We start from the raw sequence: 20,028 nt of genomic DNA, 5'->3' as shown, positions 1-20,028 counted from the left end.
GGCTTTCGTTTTTCTTGCTTATTTAAGCGGCAGCATGCGCTTCTGTGAGCTTACGAATCGTTTTTCTATAGGTTAAGTAAGCCGCGATACCAGCTAAGATATTACCCAAACACGCGCCAATAAGTAGCCCTTGAATCCCACCCAATTGCGCACCGACCCACAAACACGGAAGGAAGAACAAAAATAGGCGCAGTGCCGAAATGGTCAGAGCCGTGTAGGACTTACCAAGGGCGTTACAGATCGAAACCATCAACATACACACACCAAGCGAGCCCAAACTGATAGGTACAATCATCAAGTGCATTTCAAGTACATGGGTGACTTGCGCGTCGCTGGTCATCAATAATGCCAGTGGGTCTGCAGCGATAAACGTAATCACAGCAATCAGCAATTGGAAACCAAGTATGAACTTAACCGCAATCGAGATGAGAGACTGAATGTCGGTGTAGTTTTTCGCTCCTAGTAGACGACCAACCATCGGCGGCATTGACATCGTCAGTGCAAGTACAGAAACAATAGCAAAAAACTCATAACGAGAGCCTAACGCCCATGATGCTACCGCTGCGGTACCAAAGCCCGCCAATAGCTTCGTCGCCAGCATAGAAGAGAGTGGTGGTAATAATTGGCTGATCATAGCTGGTCCCATAATGTGACCGATGGAGCGAACGCTTTTCACAACATCCAACTCTTGCCATTGGAACGTCGCCCAGTGATTTTTTTGTACGCGAGGCGCCACAACCAAAATGCCAAACCCGAACGCGATTATGGTAGCGATAGCGGCACCGTTGATGCCTAAATCAAAGGTGAAAATGAATAGTGGATCGAGCACTAAGTTCACCACACTGGTGACCATCATCATGGTGCCTGGCAGCATAGTATTACCGTTAGAGCGACAAATACTGTAATAGAAGTACAGCACAGCACCCGTCCATGAGCTTAGCAACCACCATGGCCAATAGCTGTCGATAATTGGCATGACGGTTTCTGGTGCGCTTAATAAAGAGAGAATAGGATAACGCAATAACCAAATGATCAAACCAAGTACAGCTACGCCGACAGAGCCAATCATGAGGACTAACCCACCTAATTGTTTTGCGTAGTGGGTGTCGTTTGCTCCTAGTGCTTTCGATATCACTGCGGTAGTGGCAATACCCAAACCAACTTGAATGCCAATAACCACCATTTGTAATGGTAAAGTGAAGCCTTGTGCCGCAAGTGGTAAAACGCCCAGTTGCCCAATGAAGGCACTGTCGACAAGTTGGAAGCTCATCAATGACAATACGCCAAACAGCATTGGCCAGGTCATAGTGAAAAGTTGTTTTGCTAACGTTGGTTGCACGCTAGAAGAAGTAGAAGACATAGAGAAATTGGGTGTTTTGGGAACAAGAATTGGTGTTATTGTACACACTGGTTTTGTAAGTTACAAAAAGAAACCCCGAGCAAGTTATCCCTGCTCGGGGTTAAATTCTACAACTATTTGGGCTTATTTTTTGCCGCTAGTTTGTTTGTCTTCTTCAGTCAGTTCGCGAATACGACGGCTGATGTCACGACGTGCTTTAGAAATTTCTGCACTCTTGATGATGTGATCGTCAACGCGGTCTTCGTAGTCTGCTTTCATGTTCTTGATGATTGCAACGATTTCGTCGTGAGACATTTCTGGTTTGATGTAGTCTAGAAGGTTTTCTAGTAGGTCTACACGTTTACGGTTGTCACGAACTTTTTTCTCGTTATCAAGCAGCTCACGTTTTAGTTTGTTTTTACGACGAGCTTGGTTCACGATTTCAAATACGCTACTCATGGTTCCCTTTCCTAATTTGTGAATATCTGATTCGATTAAAGCACAACATCTCGTGGCATAACAGTCTTTAGATCAAACGTCATGCTGGGTTGGACATTTATCCATCAATTCTGATGTGGCATTAACAATCGAGTGCTAAAAGCGTGAATGTTGCTCACTTGAGTGAAGGGACTCGTTGTCATGGTGGAGCCTTCGCTATATCATCAACTTCATTCAATACAAAAATATGAAGCTCGAAATGAACTCTGGGACTATTGCGGAGCAAGTCGAAAGCCAAGAGGTCGATAACCAAGACGATTCTTTGGCTACCAAACTCAAAGCAGCGTATGTGGCTGCTAGAACGCAACTCGAAATCACTGAAGTCGAACTCAATCGTTCGAAGATAATGATGATTGACGAGAATGGAAAAATGACCAAAGTGTCGATTCTATCAGAGCATTAAGACCTAACCCGATTCGCAAAGGGTGTCAGGTCCATGCGCTATGCTTTAGCCTGATACCCAAATTCAAATGCAACAATAATAAGGAAATGCATTATGAAAGTTGAGCTAACGGCAATTGAAGCACGAGTAATTGGCTGCTTAATCGAAAAAGAAGTCACCACCCCCGACCAATACCCCCTAAGCCTTAACGCGCTGACGAACGCATGTAATCAAAAAAGCAACCGCGAACCTGTCATGTCATTGTCTGAAGCAGACGTACTAGACGCGGTTGATGCACTCATCGAGCGTCGTCTTGTCAGTGATGAAAGTGGTTTCAATAGCCGTGTCAGCAAATACCAACACCGATTCTGTAATACCGAGTTTGGCGACCTACAACTTACCGAGCAAGAGAAAGGCATCGTATGTTGCATGCTGCTTCGTGGTGCTCAAACCCCTGGCGAAATTCGCACGCGCACTAATCGCCTAGCAACATTTAATGATGTAAAGGAAGTTGAAAACGTTCTTGAGCACCTTGCAAGCGAAGAGAAAGGACCTCTTGTGGTTAAACTGCCTCGCGAGGCGGGCAAGCGTGAATCACGTTACATGCATCTATTTTGTGGTGAGGTAGACATCAGTGAGTTGTCTGTGGCAAGTGCGGCGCCATCATCAGCCGGTTCTGAGCGCATTAGCCAGTTAGAACAAGAAGTGGCAGAACTTCGTGCAGAGCTGACCGCATTAAAAGAACAGGTTGAATCTCTGCTTTCATGAGTGAGACTGCCGAGCAAAATTGGAGCGTCTATCTAATCCGTAATAACCGCAATGCGCTGTATTGTGGTGTAACGAATGATGTGGATCGACGCTTCAAACAGCATCAGAGCGGGAAAGGTGCAAAAGCACTGAAAGGGAAGGGCCCATTAACCTTGGAATGGTTCTCTTCTTTTGAAAGCAAAAGCGTCGCGATGAAAGCGGAATACTTTATCAAGCAACTGACTAAAGCTAAGAAAGAGCTCTTAGTCAGCGAAGATGCTGAAATTTGCGTCGATGAAAAACATGTTCTTGCATTTCAAACTCGAGTGAAGTGTTCCAATTAATCATTGATTTTCGCAAGTGACATTTTCGACCAATATTGAGCTGTACAACTTCTAATCAATTAAAATGTACAAATATGTGTTGCTAGTTCAATGTTGGGCAATTTGAATTAACACTATGCGTATTAGAGAGCAAACCGCCTTCAAATGGCGGTTTATTTTTGTCTATTATGGGTATCATTTCAGGCGACAGTAACACATAATACATTGATGCCCTGCTAGGCTTAATATCAAAAAATTTATATAGAAGCGGGCAATTTATGGATATCAGAATTATAGGGTAAAGGATGACTCGGCTAGGTAATAAAATAGAGCAGTTCCATGCTCCATAAAAAACTAAAAGAGCAACAGATGAAAAAAGCGTTACTATTTTCCCTGATTTCTATGGTCGGTTTCTCTCCTGTTTCACATGCAACGCAAGTGCTCAATGGCTACTGGGGTTATCAAGAGTTCTTGGATGAATTCCCGCAGCAGCGAAAACTCACTAATGCTTTAGCAGAAGCCGTTCGTGAACGTCCTGTACCATTCTCTAAAAACAAAAAGCGTCCGCTTAAAATATCCGTGGTTTATCCGGGGCAGCAAGTATCTGATTACTGGGTAAGAAACATTGCGGCATTTGAAAAGCGCTTGGACAAGCTAAATATCAACTATCAGATCAACCAAGTTTTCACACGCCCTAATGCGGATATTAAGCAGCAAAGCTTGTCGTTAATGGAAGCGCTGAAGAGCAAATCCGATTATTTGATTTTTACGTTAGATACAACCAGACACCGCAAATTTGTTGAACACGTTCTTGATTCAACAAACACCAAATTGATCTTACAAAATATCACGACACCAGTGCGTGAATGGGATAAACATCAACCGTTTTTATATGTCGGATTTGATCACGCGGAAGGCAGCCGTGAATTAGCGACAGAATTCGGAAAGTACTTTCCAAAGCACACCTATTACAGTGTGCTCTATTTCTCGGAAGGGTACATTAGTGATGTGAGAGGTGACACGTTTATTCATCAGGTTAACCGTGATAATAACTTTGAACTACAATCAGCGTACTACACTAAAGCAACAAAGCAGTCGGGATATGATGCTGCAAAAGCAAGTTTAGAAAAGCACCCAGATGTTGATTTTATTTATGCGTGCTCGACTGATGTTGCGTTAGGCGCTGTTGAGGCGTTAGCAGATTTAGGGCGAAGTGATGTTATGATCAACGGTTGGGGCGGTGGTTCAGCAGAGCTTGACGCTATTCAGAAAGGCGACTTAGATATCACTGTCATGCGTATGAATGATGATACTGGTATTGCCATGGCAGAAGCCATTAAGTGGGATTTGGAAGGAAAACCTGTCCCAACCGTATATTCCGGTGATTTTGAAATTGTTACCAAAGCTGATTCACCGGAAAGAATCGAAACGCTGAAGAAGCGTGCATTTAGATATTCAGATAATTGATGACAATAACTCGATCAAACATAAAGAAGCGTCGCTCACTGGCGACGCTCATAACAAAGATCATCATTCTTGTTCTTGCTCCGATCATTCTAGGGATTTTTATTCAGAGCTATTACTTCTCTAAACAGATCATTTGGCAAGAAGTCGACAGAACGAAGCAACAAACCTCTGCATTGATCCACAATATATTTGATAGTCACTTTGCGGCGATTCAAATACATCATGACAGCAACTCAAAAAGTGAAGTGATTCGTGACTTTTACACCAATCGCGACACTGATGCACTTAACTTTTTCTTTCTCAGTATCGATCAAAGTGACCCATCGCACACGCCAGAGTTTCGCTTTCTGACCGATCATAAGGGCATCATTTGGGATGATGGTAATGCACATTTCTATGGTGTGAATGATCTTATCCTCGACAGTTTGGCGAACCGCGTCACCTTTAGTAATAACTGGTATTACATTAATGTGATGACCTCTATTGGTTCTAGACATATGCTGACGCGTCGCGTGCCAGTGTTGGATCCTGCGACAGGTGAAGTGCTTGGCTTCTCTTTTAATGTTGTAGTGCTTGATAACAACTTCGCTTTGATGGAGAAGCTAAAAAGCGAAAGTAATGTCGACAATGTGGTCCTTGTGGCGAATAACGTCCCTTTAGCTAACTCCTTAATTGGTGACGAGCCATACAATGTTGCGGATATTTTGCAGCGCAAAGGTTCAGAAAGAAGGCTCGACAAACTTCTAGTGATTCAAACTCCAATAGAAGTGAATGCCGTGACGACAGAGTTATGCTTGCTTACTGTGCAGGATAACCAAAGCGTTGTTACGTTACAGATCCAACATATCCTAGCAATGTTGGCTTCTATCATCGGTATGATCATGATTGCGTTGCTCACTAAAGAATGGATCGAGAGTAAGGTAGCGGCGCAGTTGGAGTCTCTGATGTCCTACACTCGTTCCGCGCGTGAGGAAAAGGGCTTTGAGCGCTTTGATGGTTCGGATATCGAAGAGTTCGATCATATCGGCTCTACTCTTGAAAGTACTTTTGAGGAACTAGAGGCGCAGAAGAAGTCATTCCGAGACCTGTTTAACTTCGCGTTATCACCGATTATGGTGTGGTCTGAGGAAAGTGTTCTTATCCAAATGAACCCTGCAGCACGCAAAGAGCTCGTTATCGAAGATGACAATGAAACCATGCATCCTGTCTTCCAAGGCTTCAAAGATAAATTGACACCTCACCTAAAGATGGCAGCGCAAGGTGCGACGTTAACAGGCGTCAACGTTCCAATTGGGAATAAGATTTACCGTTGGAACCTATCACCAATTCGTGTCGACGGTGATATCAGTGGCATCATTGTGCAAGGGCAAGACATTACAACTCTGATTGAAGCGGAAAAGCAAAGTAATATCGCACGTAGAGAAGCAGAGAAGTCTGCACAAGCTAGAGCTGATTTCCTTGCGAAGATGAGTCATGAGATCCGTACTCCAATTAACGGCATCTTAGGTGTTGCGCAATTGCTTAAAGACACGGTAGAAACTCAAGAGCAGAAGAACCAAATTGATGTTCTGTGCCACAGTGGTGAGCACTTACTTGCCGTACTGAATGATATTTTGGATTTCTCCAAGATAGAGCAAGGTAAGTTTAATATTCAGAAGCACCCGTTCTCATTCTCCGATACGATTCGCACATTGGAAAATATCTATCGTCCAATCTGTACAAATAAAGGGGTTGAGCTGGTTATCGAAAACAAACTGGATCCGAATGTCGAAATCTTTACGGATCAAGTTCGGCTCAACCAAATTCTGTTTAACCTTGTTAGTAACTCCGCCAAGTTTACTCCGTCGGGCTCTATCCGGCTCCATGCCGAGCTTGAGCAATTTTATGGTGCAGAGAACAGTGTATTGGTTGTTGAAATTACTGATACGGGGATCGGGATTGAGTCGGACAAGTTAGACCAAATGTTCGAACCGTTTGTACAAGAAGAAGCAACAACAACACGAGAATACGGTGGCAGTGGTTTAGGCTTAACCATCGTTAAGAATCTTGTCGATATGTTGGAAGGCGATGTTCAGGTTCGTAGTAGTAAAGGGATGGGCACAACTTTCGTTGTGACATTGCCGGTAAAAGACCGTGAGCGTGTATTCCGACCGTTAGAAGTCAGTCAACGCGTTAAGCCTGAAGCTTTGTTTGATGAGAGTTTGAAAGTGTTGCTGGTGGAGGACAATCACACCAATGCCTTTATTCTTCAGGCGTTCTGCAAGAAGTACAAAATGCAGGTTGATTGGGCAAAAGATGGATTAGAAGCGATGGAGTTTCTCGCGGACAATACTTATGACCTTATCTTGATGGACAATCAATTACCGCATCTTGGTGGTATTGAAACAACTCATGAGATCCGTCAGAACTTGCGACTTGGTACGCCTATTTATGCCTGTACGGCTGATACAGCTAAAGAAACTAGTGATGCATTTATTGCGGCAGGGGCGAATTATGTCTTGCTCAAGCCAATCAAAGAAAACGCATTACATGAAGCGTTTGTCGATTTTAAGCAAAGATTTTTGCTAGAACGGACGTAATGCAGAAATAGCAAAGGGAGCATGATGCTCCCTTTTTAGTTCTTTACGGTTGAGAACCTTATGCAGCCTAAATCGTGCTGGCTGAAAAAGAATGCTCTAGTAACTCATTCTTCAATTCTTCGGACATATCAAGCGGTACCTCAAATTTCACGCCTATAATCCAACCTTTTGGTAGCTTCTTAATATTGGCAACTGAGCAGTGGTTTTCTTCGTCGATATAGCCACTTAAAGGGGATTCAATCGTAATTCGTTCACCGATTTCAAACTCGGGTTCAACCAACGTCGAAATTCCACAGCCAGAAAGAGAGAAGTCGACCAAACTGCCATCATATTTATTGCCAGTGTGGTCTATTGCACAGTCTAATTGCAATTTATAACGCTCATGCTCACGCACAGGCTTCGTCGCGAAGGTGGCAGGAATCCGTACAAACAATAACGGAGACGGTCGGACCAAGTTCATCAGCACACTGGTCTTAAAAGCAATCACATGCCCCAGATCCGTATCTGACACACCACGGATAACAACGTCCAGATTGGTGAGTTTTCTTAGCGCTTGCTCTTCTAATAACCGAGCGGGTATGTCGAGAATGATATAAGCGTTTTCTTTAAGCCCTAAATAAGTAGCAGCGTAAATGTACTTTTCTTCCTGACCGAACTCGAAATTTACCGAGATTCGCATCCCTGTTTTTAGGAATTTATGCAGTTCATCTTTTGTATGAGTTGAAGGCATAACATCTGACGTTTAATTTATTATCGCAACAGGTTATCAAAACGCTATTTTGGCTTTCAATAGGTGCCTGTAAAAAGTTATGCAATTTTATTGTTATCTGTGAACAGGTGGCTGATATTTCTGACTAGGGTCTTGTTTCATCAGGATATTACTCGCCACGATACTACCGCAAGTCACCAATATTAAAGCACACCATGTAAGGGTATCAGGCTGCTCATTAAACACTGGCATTGCGAGTAAGGTTGCCAATACTGGTGTGAGAGATCCGAATGCGGCGCTGGCTTCCGCTCCAATGGTTCTGATTGCGTAAAGAAAAGTGAAAGATGCTAATAGACCTGCTCCGATACCTTGTAATACGAGATGACCAACAAGCTCTTTCCATGGCCAATCAGTGATAGGTGTGATGGCTAAATAACTATCCAACCAACCGAAACCTACAGCGACAATCAGCAATGCAAACGAAATGACTGAAACAAACCCAGCGCAAACATAAGCACTTAAATTTGCAACGCGAGCACTGATGGTAAATACCGCCCACATTAAGCTGCCGACTAGAAACAGTAAGTGCCCTTTTAATTGTGCCCAGTTGTATTCTTCACCGAGATTGGACAGCAGGAACACCATAATCCCAAGTAAGACAGCAGACAAACCGACCATACGATGCTGGCTAAGAGGTTGCTGGTAACAAATGACCGCAATCGCAGAGACAAACAGAGGCAAAGTGCCAGGTATCAGAGCACTGCCATGGGCGACTGGGGCAAAGTGCATAGCGGTACCAGCAACGAGCAAGTAAGGGAGTCCGCTTCCTATGACGATACCGATAAGATATTTGTTCGGTACTGCGCGTACTTTATCCATGGATTTGAGGACGAAAGGAAGTAACACCAACGCCGGAATGAAAAAGCGAGTTAAGGCAATATCGGCAGGTTGAAGGGCTGAAATTGCGCCTCCACGTAGCGATAGAAAGAAACCAGACCAAAGAAAGAGCGTTGTGATGATTGCGGCGTATCCTAATGCCATAGGAGGTTCCGTTTATTTGTAAATAATGTGTTAATTATCGAATGAAAGTGACGCTCAATGGTGGCAAAATATGACTTAATACAGTTAGAACTTAGTGAATTTCGGCATGGAATTAAAAAATCATGGCGAAATCTGGCAAGGAAGGCAAGATGGATAAAATTGACCGACAGTTATTGGATTTGATCCAGCAAGACGCCACAATGACAACAAGCGAACTGGCAGATAGAGTGGGGCTTTCCGCTTCCCCTTGTGCGCGAAGAATTAAACGCTTGGAACAAGAAGGCGTGATCAGTGGTTACCGCGCAATGGTTTCTCGCGAACAAGCGGGAATTGCAATGACGGTATTCGTTGAAGTAAGCCTTAATAATCACCAAGCCAGTTCAATAGATGAATTTGAGCAAGCGGTAAGCGAAATGGAAGAAGTGATCTCCTGCCATGTTGTTTCTGGGGCGTACGATTATCTATTAGAAGTGGTGAGTAGAGATCTCACTGGCTATGAAGCTTTTACGCGAAAACTCCAGATCCTTGAAAACGTCAAAGATATTCATACGCACTTAGCGATTCGCCAAGTGAAAGGAAATGGTAACTTACCGATTTATACCTAAGTAACCTCGAGATGCTAGGTTCTTCGAGAACGATTTGTCTTGTAGACGCGGCGTTGTTTTCCTTGACCTCGAATCAATGACAATGCTCAGAATTCTGCATCTTGAAGTTACTGGGTATACTCATAAATACGGTTATTCACAAACCCAACAAACAAAGCAATCATGAAGTGGCTCGACAGATTACGCATCGCACATTATCACCGAAAAAGACACAAACAATTTGGCGAAGACAGAGCCAGGACGCTGGGGTGGCAAGACACTTTCAGCCAAGTCACACGCTTTGAAGCCTTATGTCGGGATTTAGACCTTAATGGCAAAAGTATTCTTGATATTGGTTGTGGATATGGAGATTTGTTGGCGTATATAGAACAAAAAGGCAATAGCCCCAGTCATTATATCGGCATTGATCAACAAAAGCGGTTTATCGTGGAATCTCGCAAGCGTCATTTCATTACTGATACGCAGTTTATCCGGGGCGATTTCTCTAACTTGATTTTGCCGAAAGCGCACTATGTATTTGCATCTGGCTCGCTCAATTACCAATCTGCCAACCCAAATCATACAATCGAGATGATTGAGAAAATGTATCAGACTGCGAGTATTGCTTGTGTGTTTAATCTGTTGGATGAGGCTAAGTTACCCAGCATGCGGATGTTAGAGTCTCACAACAAATATGGTGTACTGCGTTATTGCAAGCTGTTGAGTGAGAGAAGTTACTTAATTGAAGGTTATTCCGATCATGATTTTACTATCGTGATGCCAAAATAACCGACAATAAAAAACGGAGACAGTTTCCTGTCTCCGTTCGAATAGTCTTTTAAGCCTTATTGGTATTTGTATTTTGAGATCTCACAGTTACCTGTGTGTCTATCAACCCTAAAAGAGAAAGCAGCTGAATGGTATTCCCTCCCATCACTCCAAATTGTTTCTCCGAAGATTTTACATAGGTCCAAATCACTGATTGAACCGAACTCTTTAACATGCCTAACTACTGACAAAAACTTGGCTTTGGTAGCATTAGGACAATCCCTGTTACTTAATCGATTGATAACCATTGGTTTAGCATCATCTCCAGCCAAATGTGACTTTATATTAAATTTTGTTAATGGGTAAATTACCCAAAATCTGCTCGTAAGTAAAGCGTTATTGTGACGTACCTCTCTATAAATTGACCTGTTTGCCTATTAATTGCTCAATTTCAATAAGGGGAACAATCCCAATATGAACAGACTTAGTCAGATTCATTTTGCACGTATTTTAATGCGTTGGCTTCTTTATCGTACAGCTGCGCTAAACCAAGATATTGTGTTGCCAGTTGCGTATAATCTTTAGCGAGTTGAGAAGCGTTTGTTTGATACCATTCGGCGCTAATTTGGTTGGCTGTGGCATCAGAAATTTCACATTTACTTGCGAGTTTTTGCCATCCGTTTGCCATCCAATTTGACTCAATGCTGAGTTTCTCTAACTCTCGCGCTTTACTGGTGAGTTCTTCGCGATATTGAATCGACGCCTTAAGCTGACTTTGAAAAGCTCGTTGGTTAGTTTGTGCCTGCCACAACAAGGTAAGTTCACGTAGGGAGAAGGTCTGAGAGAGCAGTTGTCTTTGTTTGTGTTCAGTGAGAAGCGTATTGAATGTCTCAACGTATCTATTGTAATTGGACTCTAAACGGTTGAATTGGGTAAGATTGTCATTCCATGATGCGTGGTCACACTGAATGCTTGCGTAAGCAGGAAGTGGAAGCAGTAGCAATATCCATTTGAACTTATTCATCATTGTTTTCACACTAATTAGCTTTCTCGTTGATTAGTTTTTGCGTCCGTTATGCACTCTCTATCAGTATAGTTAGTGTAACGGTGCTTACTGCGTAAGGAATGAAAAAGGAACGGAATATGAAGAAAGCCTTGATCTTAATCGTTGTCTTGCTCTTGTTAGGGGGAGCTGGCGCAGGGTATTACTTCTTCTTTATGCAGCAAGACGCCCCTGTCGCTGAACAGGAAAAAGAGCCAGAGAAACCAGCCGAACCTGCAGAAAAACCCAAACCGATTATGGATCTTGAGGCGCCCGCACCTGAGGTCACCGAGTACTATGTGATTGAGCGCCGGATCGATGTCTACAATAAGCCAGATCATCAGGCGTTGATTATTGATGCGCTGTATAAAGGTGAGAAGGTATCGGTTTTGGAGAAATCTAATGGCTGGTTCCGCTTGACGGATTACATTGTGTATGAAGAGGGTGGGGAAGAGACCGCTGAGTGGGTAGACTCAAAAGGATTATCAGACTCAGAACCTGTCATCAAAGAGCAAGAGCGCTTGGAGATCCTTGATGGGTATTTGCAAAAATCAGACGATTTAAAAACGCATCTCGATATGTTTCGTAACAAAACGCAGCAACTGCTCGATGATGAGACTTGCGACCCAAGTGATTTTGAAGAATTAGGTGGGTGGGTGCGTTCTGTCACTTACAAAACCCGCAATGTTTACTTCATCTACTGCGGTGGCTTGGAACAAGAAAACAAAATCTATTTGGATGTCGATAAAGGTGAAATATTTTATCGATGAATACCGCTTAAGGCTTGCTGGCAACTGCGTTCCACGGTTGGAAACAGAGATTTATAACTTTTTAGTTGTTAAGTATAAGCAATAGGAATACTATCACCGAGCTGAGTTGAAGAACTCGGCTCGTTTTGTTTTAAGTGAGCTACCATGCCTTGGATTTATGTTAGAAAACTGTTTTTGCTGCTTCTTGCAATGGCTTTGTCGCCAATGCAGGCGTCGGCTGCACAAGCAGAACAGAAATCCTACTTACCTCACTTTTCTAAGTTGCAGCCATTTACGGCGAGCAACTCTGTATCGAACTCGCCAGTTGATTTCTCAGAACTCTCTGAGGAAAGCACCCAATCTCCAGTATCTGAAGGTCATGCTTTCCAAGATTCGTTTGCCATCTTTAATTCTCAACGTTGGACAACGCACCTTCGTGAGAACATTGACGATGAACACATTGATTTCATCGGCGATTTAAATGCCCCGTTTTATGCTGATGCTGGCTATGCCTATAGCCTTATGGATATCAGCTGGCGTCAAAGCCAATCGACATTTAATCACTTTGTTAGCGACCACCGCCTTTCTGGTTGGAAAGAAACCAATGCGATGTACGTCGCCCTCAATAGTCAGTTTTCTGCTTAAACACCATCACTCTGCACATTTTGTGCATTCTTAACACGGCAATTCTTCAACAGAGTAACTGAAGCTCTGGGCATTCCATACCTGTATGTTGTTCAGGTGAGCGTTTTGTCGTGTCTTGAATCTAACTAAATAAAACTTCACTGAGCAGTGAAGGGATGATGTTTACATGAAGAAAACACCAAAACCACAAAAGAACAGAAAAGTGCTGAATCACTATTCAGCATGGAAATATGTCGTTTTAATTACGACGGTTATTATCTTAACCCTTAGCGCCATCCCAACTTGGTTTGGTGAGCAGCCTTCTATTCAGGTGACGTTTGCTGACCAAAACAACAGTGCGATGTCACTGGTTCAGCTCGACCAGCTGTTAAAAACGCACCATATTCCAGCCTCTAAAATCATTGAAAAAGACGGTAAGACCACCATTGTTTTTGATGGTGAAGATGCGCAAAGTAAGGCTCGTGTATTGCTTAACGATCAGTTAGGCAAAGATGACAGCATCACGTTCTCATACGTGTCTGTTGCCCCAGAATGGTTAAACGAGATGGGGTTCAGCCCAATCAAGCTTGGTCTTGACCTTCGTGGCGGCGTTCAATTCCTATTGAATGTAGATGTAAATAAAGCGTTTGAAGAACAGCGCGACGCATTGGTTGATGAGATCAAAGCGAGCCTGCGTGAGCAACGTGTACGTGGCGTTCAAGTTCGTGCTGAAGCGCATAACCACATCGCAGTAAATAGTGAAAACGAAGCGGGCTTAAAAGCGGCGAGCCAATTCATTCGTCAAAACTACCCTGGTTGGACAATGACAAGCGCAGATCGTGGCTTTGAACTTCAACCAAGCGAACAAAACATCCAAGAATTCCAAACAACGACACTGCAACAAAACTTGAAGATCATGCGTGGTCGTATCGAAGAGCTTGGTATTACTGAAGCGTTGGTACAACGCCAAGGTAAAGAGAGCATTCGTATCGAGCTACCAGGTGTTCAAGACCCTGCACAAGCGAAAAACGTCATTGGCGCAACAGCAAGTCTTGCGTTCTACGAAGTGAAAGACGCAGGTCAAGCACGTAGCAGCCAAGACCTTGTCCTGAAAGACAACGATGGTCGTACAGTGATTCTTGCTAAGCGTCCAGTACTAACGGGTGAACATATTGTAAATGCGCGCGCGGGCGTTGATAAAATGGGCATGTCAGAAGTAAACATCTCTCTAGACCACGCTGGTGGTAAGAAGATGAGTGACTTCTCTGCAACGCATATCGGCAAGCCAATGGCGACAGTCTACCGTGAGTACAAAACTAACGAACGTGGTATGACAGAGCGTAGCGAGCGCGTTATTAGTGTTGCAACTATCCAGTCTCAATTGGGTAGCCAATTCCGTATTACTGGTGCGGGTAGCATGGATGAAGCACAGCAACTTGCCTTGCTTCTACGTGCGGGTTCATTGACCGCTCCGGTAACGATTGTTGAAGAACGCACAATCGGTGCTTCTCTAGGTGCAGAAAACATCCAAAACGGTTTCGCTGCTCTTGCTCTTGGTATGGGTCTAACACTGACATTTATGGCACTTTGGTACCGTCGTCTTGGTTGGGTTGCGAACGTGGCTTTGTGTGCAAACATGCTTTGCTTACTTGGTCTAATCGCACTACTTCCTGGTGCCGTGCTAACACTTCCTGGTATCGCAGGCTTGGTATTGACTGTCGGTATGGCGGTGGATACCAACGTAATTATTTTCGAACGTATTAAGGACAAGATGCGTGAAGGTCGTAGTTTTGCACAAGCTATCGACTTAGGCTTCGACAGCGCGTTCGCTACTATCCTTGATGCCAACATCACAACCATGATCACTGCCGTGATTCTATACGCGATTGGTAACGGTCCAATCCAAGGCTTTGCGCTGACGCTAGGTCTGGGTCTGATGACCAGTATGTTTACTGGCGTATTCGCTTCTCGTGCAATGATCAATTTAATTTGGGGCCGCGATGCCCGTCGTGATGTGAGGGTTTAATCATGGTCGAAATGCTAAAACAAAATATCCGTAAGATTCGTTACTTCACGACAGCTGTATCGGTTGTGTTGACGATTATTGCTCTGGTTGCTCTGGGTATGAAAGGGTTAAACCTAGGTCTCGATTTCACTGGTGGTATGGTTACTGAAGTGAAAGTCGATAAACAATTGACTAACCATGATTTGCTTAATGCGCTGCAACCAAAGCTTGGTGAATCAACATCTGTAACCCGTTCAGGCGAAGATGGTCGTTGGGTTATTCGTTACTCAGCACCGGCAGAAGGTCATACATTACCTAATGTTGCAGATGTACTTAAGCCTATTTCACATCAAGTAGATGTAGTAAGTAACAGCATCGTGGGTGCTCAAGTGGGTCAGGACCTGTTCGACCAAGGTGGCTTAGCATTATTAGTATCGGTACTGACGATTCTTGGTTACTTGTGTTTCCGCTTTGAATGGCGTCTGGCAAGTGGCTCTCTATTCGCGTTGGCGCACGATGTTATCTTAGTATTGGGCTTCTTTGCGATTACACAAATGGAGTTCAACCTGACGGTGTTTGCGGCGATTTTGGCGATTCTTGGCTACTCGCTCAATGACTCGATCATCATCGCTGACCGTATTCGTGAACTGCTTGTTGCGAAGCAAAATTGGAAAACAGAACAGATCAACGATGAAGCGGTATTGGCGACATTCTCACGTACTATGGTGACATCAGGTACTACTTTAATCACTGTTGGTGCGTTGTGGATTATGGGCGGTTCTGCATTGGCAGGTTTCTCTACCGCAATGTTCATTGGCGTACTGTCTGGTACGTGGTCATCAATCTCGATTGGTACGGTGCTTCCTGAATGGTTGAAGCTAGAACCAAAACACTACCTACCAGTAGAGATCGACACTGCACCATAATACTTGGTGTTTAAGGTAAAAGTGCTTGCGCCACTCTTCTGAGTGGCGCTTTTTTATCTGGGAAAAGGGAAAAGGGAAAAGGGAAAAGGGAAAAGGGAAAAGGGAAAAGGGAAAAGGGAAAAGGGAAAAGGGAAAAGAAATAGAATCGGACGCTACTTCACGCGCATTAGTCGATGCTTGACTGAACCTAAATCAAATTCGATGATCTGAGATCGCTTCATTGACTGGACTTTGGTGAGCATTGGTCCTTTATAGCCCTTCTTTTTCATCCATTGTAACGGTTCAGAAAAGCTGTCCTCATTGACCACGTAAGACTCACCTTTATGTTCGCCAGCATAGACGTTCACTACCCATACTCGGGCTTGAAAATCCAACACCTCACCAAAGGATTGTTTGAGCCTGCTTAAAATGTTCTTCATAACTTGTTTTTCGTCACTAGACCTGTTTCATCAATACTGCTTTTTCTAACTCATTAAGAGCCAAATACCCACTCCCATCATCAAAGTGCCAGCGATTCGGTTCATTAAGCGTACATTTTTGGATTGGCCTAGCAATCGCTTCAATCCTTTACCACCCGTTGCGTAAAGAGACATACAAATGAACTCGAACATCAAAATAATAGAAACAAGCACGATGAGCTGAGGAGCAAGAGCCGCAGTTTGATCAATAAAAGGCGGCAAAAGTGAAATCATGAACGCCCAGCCTTTCGGGTTTGCAATTGCGGTGACAAAGCCTTGCAAAACCAAATCCCAGTTACCGCTAGTAGGAACATCAATGCTATCAACATTAATGGCAAGTTTGCCTCGTGAGCGCCACATCTCAACCCCTAAATAAAGCAGATAACCGCCGCCAATCAATTTTAGTACGGTAAAGAGCCAAGGGTAAGTGAGCATGATGGCTGCGATACCGAGCACCGCAGAGATTGAAACTAAAGCAACACCAAACAGTTCGCCAATCATCATCCAAAGGGTGCGACGATATCCGATACTCATACCTAACGTTAAGGCAAGCGTCATACACATCCCAGGTGTAATGGATACAAAGAAAAAGGTAGGGATGAACATAGTTAACAAGGCGGTATTCATGAATATTGATGAGTGTGTAAGTAAATAAAGAAGTATCAAAGATAGTGCAAACTGGCATTCAATGCCATATCTAAAAACAGTGGAGGTTGGAGGTATAGGGTTAACATTCAACTGTTTAATAAAATTTAAATAACAATTAAATGTGTGCGACATATTAGTGCGCTGTTGCACCAAATAAAATCATTTATAAATTAATATGAGATAACTTAGTTGTAGAAATTAGTTGGTTTAATTACCAGTTATATTATTTTTTAATTGGTATTTATGTCATTTTGACCATGTTTTACTTAGATTAAATACATCAAAGTAGGATGTAAGCTAATGATATATTTAATAATTATTGGTTGAGCTTTGTTAACTATTGACTCGATAATTTAATTGCGATCTATTAGTTTCTAAATGAAAGATGATCTTAAACCATTTGCAAATGCAACATAGATAGAAATTCGTATAACTTACTGAATGCAAAGTGATTTACAAAATTAATAATCAAATTGTCTTTAGTATTTCTTCTTTTAAAACAGTGATTTATGCGCGCTTAACTTTTTTATAACATTTCATTCCGAATGAGATCTAAATCAATCTTATGCAAATGAATGAGTTTTTTATTTGAAATGTCATATTTCTAGGTTAACTTAAAATAAAAGGCAGCAGAGGAATTGTTGCCAAAAGAATAAATTAACACGTCAGTTGGCGAAACATTTCGTCAGTGTCTTAATTCGCTTTTTTAATGCCGTTAAGAATGGAGTCTTCAATGAAGAAAGTCGCTTTGATCACTGGATCAAAAGGCGGAATTGGTTCTGCTATTTCCTCTCAATTAGTAAATGATGGTTATCGAGTAATTGCTACTTATTTTACAGGTAATTATGAGTGTGCTTTGGAATGGTTTAATGAAAAAGGGTTTACCAAAGATCAGGTACGCTTATTTGAATTAGATGTGACAAACACCACGCAGTGTGCTGAAAAACTGGCACTTTTGCTTGAGGAAGAAGGGACTATAGATGTTGTCATCAACAATGCAGGTATCACACGTGATGGCGTGTTTAAAAAGATGACTGCACAAGCTTGGAATGACGTCATTAACACCAATCTAAATAGCTTGTTCAATGTGACTCAACCTTTGTTCGCGACTATGTGTGAAAAAGGTGGTTGTCGCATCATTAACATCTCTTCCGTTAATGGTTTGAAAGGACAGTTTGGACAAGCAAACTACTCAGCGGCTAAGGCTGGCATGATTGGTTTTTCAAAAGCTCTGGCATATGAAGGTGCTCGTTCTGGTGTGACTGTGAATGTTATCGCTCCGGGATACACCGGCACCCCAATGGTAGAGCAGATGAAACCTGAAGTGCTTGAATCTATCACCAACCAAATCCCAATGAAGCGTTTAGCAACGCCAGAAGAAATTGCAGCATCAGTAAGTTTCCTAGTGAGTGATGCCGGCGCATACATCACCGGTGAAACATTGTCGGTGAACGGCGGCCTATACATGAGCTAAGGAGTAGAGTGATGGAAAAAGTATTTATCGTTGCAGCAAAGCGTACGCCAATTGGTGCGTTTGGTGGAAGCTTAAAAAACACCTCAGCAGGAAATCTAGCTGCAGTAGCAATAAAAGGTGCGCTTGAGGCAGCTTCTTTGGCAGCAGATAAGGTCGATGAAGTTATTGTTGGTAACGTTGTTGCAGCCGGTCAAGGTATGGGTGTTGGACGCCAAGCTGCACTGTTTGCAGGTATCCCGGAGTCAGTCCCTGCATACGGCGTAAACATGGTATGCGGCAGTGGTATGAAAACCGTCATGGATGGCGTTTCGCATATTCGCAGCGGTGATGCAGAAGTCGTGGTGGCTGCCGGCGTTGAGGTCATGTCACAAATCCCATTCATCGTGCCTAGCAGTGTGCGAGATGGCAACAAAATGGGTCACATGGAGCTGAAAGATCTCCTTATCTCAGATGGCTTAACGGATGTTTACAACCAGTACCACATGGGAGTGACGGCTGAAAACGTTGCAAAAGAGGTAGGGTTGTCTCGCCAACAGCAAGACGAATACGCACTTTGGAGTCAGCAAAAAGCTGTCGCGGCTATCGAGGCAGGTAAATTCAAAGATGAAATTGTTCCTGTTGAAGTTAAGCAGCGTCGAGAAACGGTCGTGTTTGACACCGATGAATACCCGAAAGCCAATGCCACACTTGAAGGTTTGAGCAAGCTGCGCCCTGCGTTCGACCGAGAAGGTACAGTGACAGCAGGTAATGCATCGGGCATTAATGACGGTGCAAGTGCCATCATTTTGGCTTCAGAAACTGCAGTTCAAGCGCATGGTTTAACACCAATTGCCGAGGTAGTGAGCTACGCACAATCTGGTTTAGACCCTCAAATTATGGGGCTTGGTCCTGTTGAGTCAGTGAACAAGGCACTACAAAAAGCCGAGCTGAAAACCAGCGATATCGATGTTTATGAATTAAACGAAGCCTTTGCTGCTCAGGCATTAGGCGTGATTCATAAACTGGCTGAAACCAACCAAGTACCAGTAAGCTCGATTCAAGATAAAGCCAATTTTAATGGTGGTGCTATCGCATTGGGTCACCCACTTGGTGCATCAGGTAACCGAATTTTGGTTACGTTGGTTCATGAACTTCACAAACAAGACGGTCAGTACGGGGTTGCTTCACTTTGTGTGGGCGGCGGTATGGGCACGGCTGTGATTGTAAAAGCAGTTAAGTAGTTATTTAAACGGACATTTTTAATTCTTTCTCTAGGAGATAAACCATGTACACTGATTTCTTCAAAACTTTTAGCGATCAAACTGAAAAGAATCTAGAACCATACTTGAAGTTCAACAAGCTAGTAACAAAGAACGTAGAAGTGCTTACTGAGCTTCAACTGAACGCGATCCGTACTTACAGCGAAGTGGGTCTAAACCAAATGAAAGCAGCGTCAGAAATCAAAGACGTGACTTCTCTAACGGCTTTCAACAGCCAACAACTTACCGTTCTTACTAAACTTTCTCAGCAAATGATGGACGACAGCAACAAGCTGCAATCTATCGCAAAAGAGTTCAAAGAAGACGTTGAGAAAATGACTTCGGAAAACCTAAAGACTGTTACTCCAGCGTAATACGTCCGCTTGCGCCGCCCGCTTTTTGGGCGGCGTTGTTTTTTCCGAATATA

22 protein-coding genes are annotated in these 20,028 nt (G+C 43.3%); 14 read left to right on the top strand and 8 right to left on the bottom strand.

Features of this window, described 5'->3' with window-relative positions; genetic code table 11:
• Positions 1 to 22 precede the first annotated feature (22 nt).
• Both QMY49_RS26145 and QMY49_RS26140 read right to left on the bottom strand, forming a co-directional pair.
• Positions 23 to 1,360 (bottom strand): MATE family efflux transporter, encoded by a 1,338-nt coding sequence (locus QMY49_RS26145; protein ID WP_005453572.1) that lies wholly within the window; start codon positions 1,358 to 1,360, stop codon positions 23 to 25.
• 123 nt (positions 1,361 to 1,483) lie between these two features.
• Positions 1,484 to 1,798: a DUF496 family protein gene (locus tag QMY49_RS26140; protein ID WP_005453573.1), complete on the bottom strand. Its 315-nt coding sequence runs from the start codon at positions 1,796 to 1,798 to the stop codon at positions 1,484 to 1,486.
• A 238-nt stretch (positions 1,799 to 2,036) separates the two neighbouring features.
• Here QMY49_RS26140 and QMY49_RS26135 point away from each other — a divergent pair, with 238 nt between their 5' ends.
• The 5 genes from QMY49_RS26135 to luxQ all read left to right on the top strand — a co-directional run bounded on the left by QMY49_RS26135 (position 2,037) and on the right by luxQ (position 7,335).
• The gene (locus tag QMY49_RS26135) at positions 2,037 to 2,240 is read left to right on the top strand and encodes a hypothetical protein (RefSeq protein ID WP_009696233.1); all 204 of its coding nucleotides are present in this window, start codon (positions 2,037 to 2,039) and stop codon (positions 2,238 to 2,240) included.
• 93 nt (positions 2,241 to 2,333) lie between these two features.
• A complete protein-coding gene (locus QMY49_RS26130) occupies positions 2,334 to 2,987 on the top strand; it encodes a YceH family protein (protein WP_283315437.1) in 654 nt (217 codons plus the stop codon).
• Positions 2,984 to 3,310 carry a GIY-YIG nuclease family protein gene (locus tag QMY49_RS26125; protein WP_050940986.1) on the top strand — a complete coding sequence of 109 codons (327 nt, stop codon included), beginning with the start codon at positions 2,984 to 2,986 and terminating at the stop codon, positions 3,308 to 3,310. Before QMY49_RS26130 ends, QMY49_RS26125 begins: the two co-directional genes overlap by 4 nt.
• Positions 3,311 to 3,658: 348 nt before the next feature.
• Complete coding sequence (locus QMY49_RS26120) at positions 3,659 to 4,756, top strand: autoinducer 2-binding periplasmic protein LuxP (protein WP_005453580.1); 1,098 nt, start codon at positions 3,659 to 3,661, stop codon at positions 4,754 to 4,756.
• Positions 4,756 to 7,335: a quorum-sensing autoinducer 2 sensor kinase/phosphatase LuxQ gene (luxQ, locus tag QMY49_RS26115; RefSeq protein WP_283315430.1), complete on the top strand. Its 2,580-nt coding sequence runs from the start codon at positions 4,756 to 4,758 to the stop codon at positions 7,333 to 7,335. Before QMY49_RS26120 ends, luxQ begins: the two co-directional genes overlap by 1 nt.
• Positions 7,336 to 7,402: 67 nt before the next feature.
• Here luxQ and QMY49_RS26110 read toward each other — a convergent pair whose 3' ends face one another.
• Both QMY49_RS26110 and QMY49_RS26105 read right to left on the bottom strand, forming a co-directional pair.
• Positions 7,403 to 8,065 (bottom strand): PilZ domain-containing protein, encoded by a 663-nt coding sequence (locus tag QMY49_RS26110; protein ID WP_283315428.1) that lies wholly within the window; start codon positions 8,063 to 8,065, stop codon positions 7,403 to 7,405.
• A 93-nt stretch (positions 8,066 to 8,158) separates the two neighbouring features.
• Entirely contained in the window at positions 8,159 to 9,085 is a 927-nt protein-coding gene (locus QMY49_RS26105) for a DMT family transporter (RefSeq protein ID WP_009696230.1), read from the bottom strand.
• Positions 9,086 to 9,234: 149 nt separating this feature from the next.
• Here QMY49_RS26105 and QMY49_RS26100 point away from each other — a divergent pair, with 149 nt between their 5' ends.
• Both QMY49_RS26100 and QMY49_RS26095 read left to right on the top strand, forming a co-directional pair.
• Positions 9,235 to 9,690, top strand: coding sequence for an Lrp/AsnC family transcriptional regulator (locus tag QMY49_RS26100; protein ID WP_005453588.1), 456 nt, complete (start codon positions 9,235 to 9,237; stop codon positions 9,688 to 9,690).
• Positions 9,691 to 9,852: 162 nt separating this feature from the next.
• Positions 9,853 to 10,458 carry a class I SAM-dependent methyltransferase gene (locus QMY49_RS26095; protein WP_283315424.1) on the top strand — a complete coding sequence of 202 codons (606 nt, stop codon included), beginning with the start codon at positions 9,853 to 9,855 and terminating at the stop codon, positions 10,456 to 10,458.
• 56 nt (positions 10,459 to 10,514) lie between these two features.
• Here QMY49_RS26095 and QMY49_RS27295 read toward each other — a convergent pair whose 3' ends face one another.
• Together QMY49_RS27295 and QMY49_RS26090 are read right to left on the bottom strand one after the other, a co-directional pair.
• A complete protein-coding gene (locus QMY49_RS27295) occupies positions 10,515 to 10,745 on the bottom strand; it encodes a hypothetical protein (RefSeq protein WP_074051703.1) in 231 nt (76 codons plus the stop codon).
• Positions 10,746 to 10,921: 176 nt separating this feature from the next.
• The gene (locus QMY49_RS26090) at positions 10,922 to 11,464 is read right to left on the bottom strand and encodes a hypothetical protein (RefSeq protein WP_017188730.1); all 543 of its coding nucleotides are present in this window, start codon (positions 11,462 to 11,464) and stop codon (positions 10,922 to 10,924) included.
• Positions 11,465 to 11,580: 116 nt separating this feature from the next.
• On the opposite strand from QMY49_RS26090, the gene QMY49_RS26085 reads away from it, so the two are divergent.
• The 4 genes from QMY49_RS26085 to secF all read left to right on the top strand — a co-directional run bounded on the left by QMY49_RS26085 (position 11,581) and on the right by secF (position 15,783).
• Positions 11,581 to 12,249, top strand: coding sequence for an SH3 domain-containing protein (locus QMY49_RS26085; RefSeq protein WP_283315419.1), 669 nt, complete (start codon positions 11,581 to 11,583; stop codon positions 12,247 to 12,249).
• Positions 12,250 to 12,393: 144 nt separating this feature from the next.
• Positions 12,394 to 12,873: a hypothetical protein gene (locus QMY49_RS26080; RefSeq protein WP_005453597.1), complete on the top strand. Its 480-nt coding sequence runs from the start codon at positions 12,394 to 12,396 to the stop codon at positions 12,871 to 12,873.
• Between the two features lie 166 nt (positions 12,874 to 13,039).
• Positions 13,040 to 14,878 carry a protein translocase subunit SecD gene (gene secD / locus QMY49_RS26075; protein WP_283315414.1) on the top strand — a complete coding sequence of 613 codons (1,839 nt, stop codon included), beginning with the start codon at positions 13,040 to 13,042 and terminating at the stop codon, positions 14,876 to 14,878.
• A 2-nt stretch (positions 14,879 to 14,880) separates the two neighbouring features.
• Complete coding sequence (gene secF / locus QMY49_RS26070) at positions 14,881 to 15,783, top strand: protein translocase subunit SecF (protein WP_005453603.1); 903 nt, start codon at positions 14,881 to 14,883, stop codon at positions 15,781 to 15,783.
• Positions 15,784 to 15,935: 152 nt separating this feature from the next.
• Here secF and QMY49_RS26065 read toward each other — a convergent pair whose 3' ends face one another.
• Together QMY49_RS26065 and QMY49_RS26060 are read right to left on the bottom strand one after the other, a co-directional pair.
• Positions 15,936 to 16,202, bottom strand: a complete 267-nt coding sequence (locus QMY49_RS26065) for a hypothetical protein (protein ID WP_283315412.1) — start codon at positions 16,200 to 16,202, stop codon at positions 15,936 to 15,938.
• 45 nt (positions 16,203 to 16,247) lie between these two features.
• A complete protein-coding gene (locus QMY49_RS26060; RefSeq protein WP_026138377.1) occupies positions 16,248 to 16,868 on the bottom strand; it encodes a LysE family translocator in 621 nt (206 codons plus the stop codon).
• 754 nt (positions 16,869 to 17,622) lie between these two features.
• On the opposite strand from QMY49_RS26060, the gene QMY49_RS26055 reads away from it, so the two are divergent.
• From QMY49_RS26055 to QMY49_RS26045, 3 genes are read left to right on the top strand one after another with little or no spacing between them, the layout of a single operon-like run.
• Positions 17,623 to 18,363: an SDR family oxidoreductase gene (locus QMY49_RS26055; protein WP_283315408.1), complete on the top strand. Its 741-nt coding sequence runs from the start codon at positions 17,623 to 17,625 to the stop codon at positions 18,361 to 18,363.
• An 11-nt stretch (positions 18,364 to 18,374) separates the two neighbouring features.
• Positions 18,375 to 19,583, top strand: coding sequence for an acetyl-CoA C-acetyltransferase (locus tag QMY49_RS26050; RefSeq protein ID WP_283315406.1), 1,209 nt, complete (start codon positions 18,375 to 18,377; stop codon positions 19,581 to 19,583).
• A gap of 44 nt (positions 19,584 to 19,627) precedes the next feature.
• A complete protein-coding gene (locus QMY49_RS26045) occupies positions 19,628 to 19,975 on the top strand; it encodes a phasin family protein (RefSeq protein WP_005453608.1) in 348 nt (115 codons plus the stop codon).
• The last annotated feature ends 53 nt before the right edge of the window (positions 19,976 to 20,028 follow it).

It is taken from the genome of Vibrio harveyi, from assembly GCF_030060435.1.
Lineage (GTDB): Bacteria > Pseudomonadota > Gammaproteobacteria > Enterobacterales > Vibrionaceae > Vibrio > Vibrio harveyi.
The sequence above is the reverse complement of the archived record's forward strand: the minus strand, read 5'-3'. Positions and strand labels throughout refer to the sequence as shown.

What these genes read in the sequence shown, in the direction of transcription:
- QMY49_RS26145 (WP_005453572.1), bottom strand. Translation starts at nt 1,360, where the DNA reads ATGTCTTCTACTTCTTCTAGCGTGCAACCAACGTTAGCAAAACAACTT.
- QMY49_RS26140 (WP_005453573.1), bottom strand. Translation starts at nt 1,798, where the DNA reads ATGAGTAGCGTATTTGAAATCGTGAACCAAGCTCGTCGTAAAAACAAA.
- QMY49_RS26135 (WP_009696233.1), top strand. Translation starts at nt 2,037, where the DNA reads ATGAACTCTGGGACTATTGCGGAGCAAGTCGAAAGCCAAGAGGTCGAT.
- QMY49_RS26130 (WP_283315437.1), top strand. Translation starts at nt 2,334, where the DNA reads ATGAAAGTTGAGCTAACGGCAATTGAAGCACGAGTAATTGGCTGCTTA.
- QMY49_RS26125 (WP_050940986.1), top strand. Translation starts at nt 2,984, where the DNA reads ATGAGTGAGACTGCCGAGCAAAATTGGAGCGTCTATCTAATCCGTAAT.
- QMY49_RS26120 (WP_005453580.1), top strand. Translation starts at nt 3,659, where the DNA reads ATGAAAAAAGCGTTACTATTTTCCCTGATTTCTATGGTCGGTTTCTCT.
- luxQ (WP_283315430.1), top strand. Translation starts at nt 4,756, where the DNA reads ATGACAATAACTCGATCAAACATAAAGAAGCGTCGCTCACTGGCGACG.
- QMY49_RS26110 (WP_283315428.1), bottom strand. Translation starts at nt 8,065, where the DNA reads ATGCCTTCAACTCATACAAAAGATGAACTGCATAAATTCCTAAAAACA.
- QMY49_RS26105 (WP_009696230.1), bottom strand. Translation starts at nt 9,085, where the DNA reads ATGGCATTAGGATACGCCGCAATCATCACAACGCTCTTTCTTTGGTCT.
- QMY49_RS26100 (WP_005453588.1), top strand. Translation starts at nt 9,235, where the DNA reads ATGGATAAAATTGACCGACAGTTATTGGATTTGATCCAGCAAGACGCC.
- QMY49_RS26095 (WP_283315424.1), top strand. Translation starts at nt 9,853, where the DNA reads ATGAAGTGGCTCGACAGATTACGCATCGCACATTATCACCGAAAAAGA.
- QMY49_RS27295 (WP_074051703.1), bottom strand. Translation starts at nt 10,745, where the DNA reads ATGGTTATCAATCGATTAAGTAACAGGGATTGTCCTAATGCTACCAAA.
- QMY49_RS26090 (WP_017188730.1), bottom strand. Translation starts at nt 11,464, where the DNA reads ATGATGAATAAGTTCAAATGGATATTGCTACTGCTTCCACTTCCTGCT.
- QMY49_RS26085 (WP_283315419.1), top strand. Translation starts at nt 11,581, where the DNA reads ATGAAGAAAGCCTTGATCTTAATCGTTGTCTTGCTCTTGTTAGGGGGA.
- QMY49_RS26080 (WP_005453597.1), top strand. Translation starts at nt 12,394, where the DNA reads ATGCCTTGGATTTATGTTAGAAAACTGTTTTTGCTGCTTCTTGCAATG.
- secD (WP_283315414.1), top strand. Translation starts at nt 13,040, where the DNA reads ATGAAGAAAACACCAAAACCACAAAAGAACAGAAAAGTGCTGAATCAC.
- secF (WP_005453603.1), top strand. Translation starts at nt 14,881, where the DNA reads ATGGTCGAAATGCTAAAACAAAATATCCGTAAGATTCGTTACTTCACG.
- QMY49_RS26065 (WP_283315412.1), bottom strand. Translation starts at nt 16,202, where the DNA reads ATGAAGAACATTTTAAGCAGGCTCAAACAATCCTTTGGTGAGGTGTTG.
- QMY49_RS26060 (WP_026138377.1), bottom strand. Translation starts at nt 16,868, where the DNA reads ATGAATACCGCCTTGTTAACTATGTTCATCCCTACCTTTTTCTTTGTA.
- QMY49_RS26055 (WP_283315408.1), top strand. Translation starts at nt 17,623, where the DNA reads ATGAAGAAAGTCGCTTTGATCACTGGATCAAAAGGCGGAATTGGTTCT.
- QMY49_RS26050 (WP_283315406.1), top strand. Translation starts at nt 18,375, where the DNA reads ATGGAAAAAGTATTTATCGTTGCAGCAAAGCGTACGCCAATTGGTGCG.
- QMY49_RS26045 (WP_005453608.1), top strand. Translation starts at nt 19,628, where the DNA reads ATGTACACTGATTTCTTCAAAACTTTTAGCGATCAAACTGAAAAGAAT.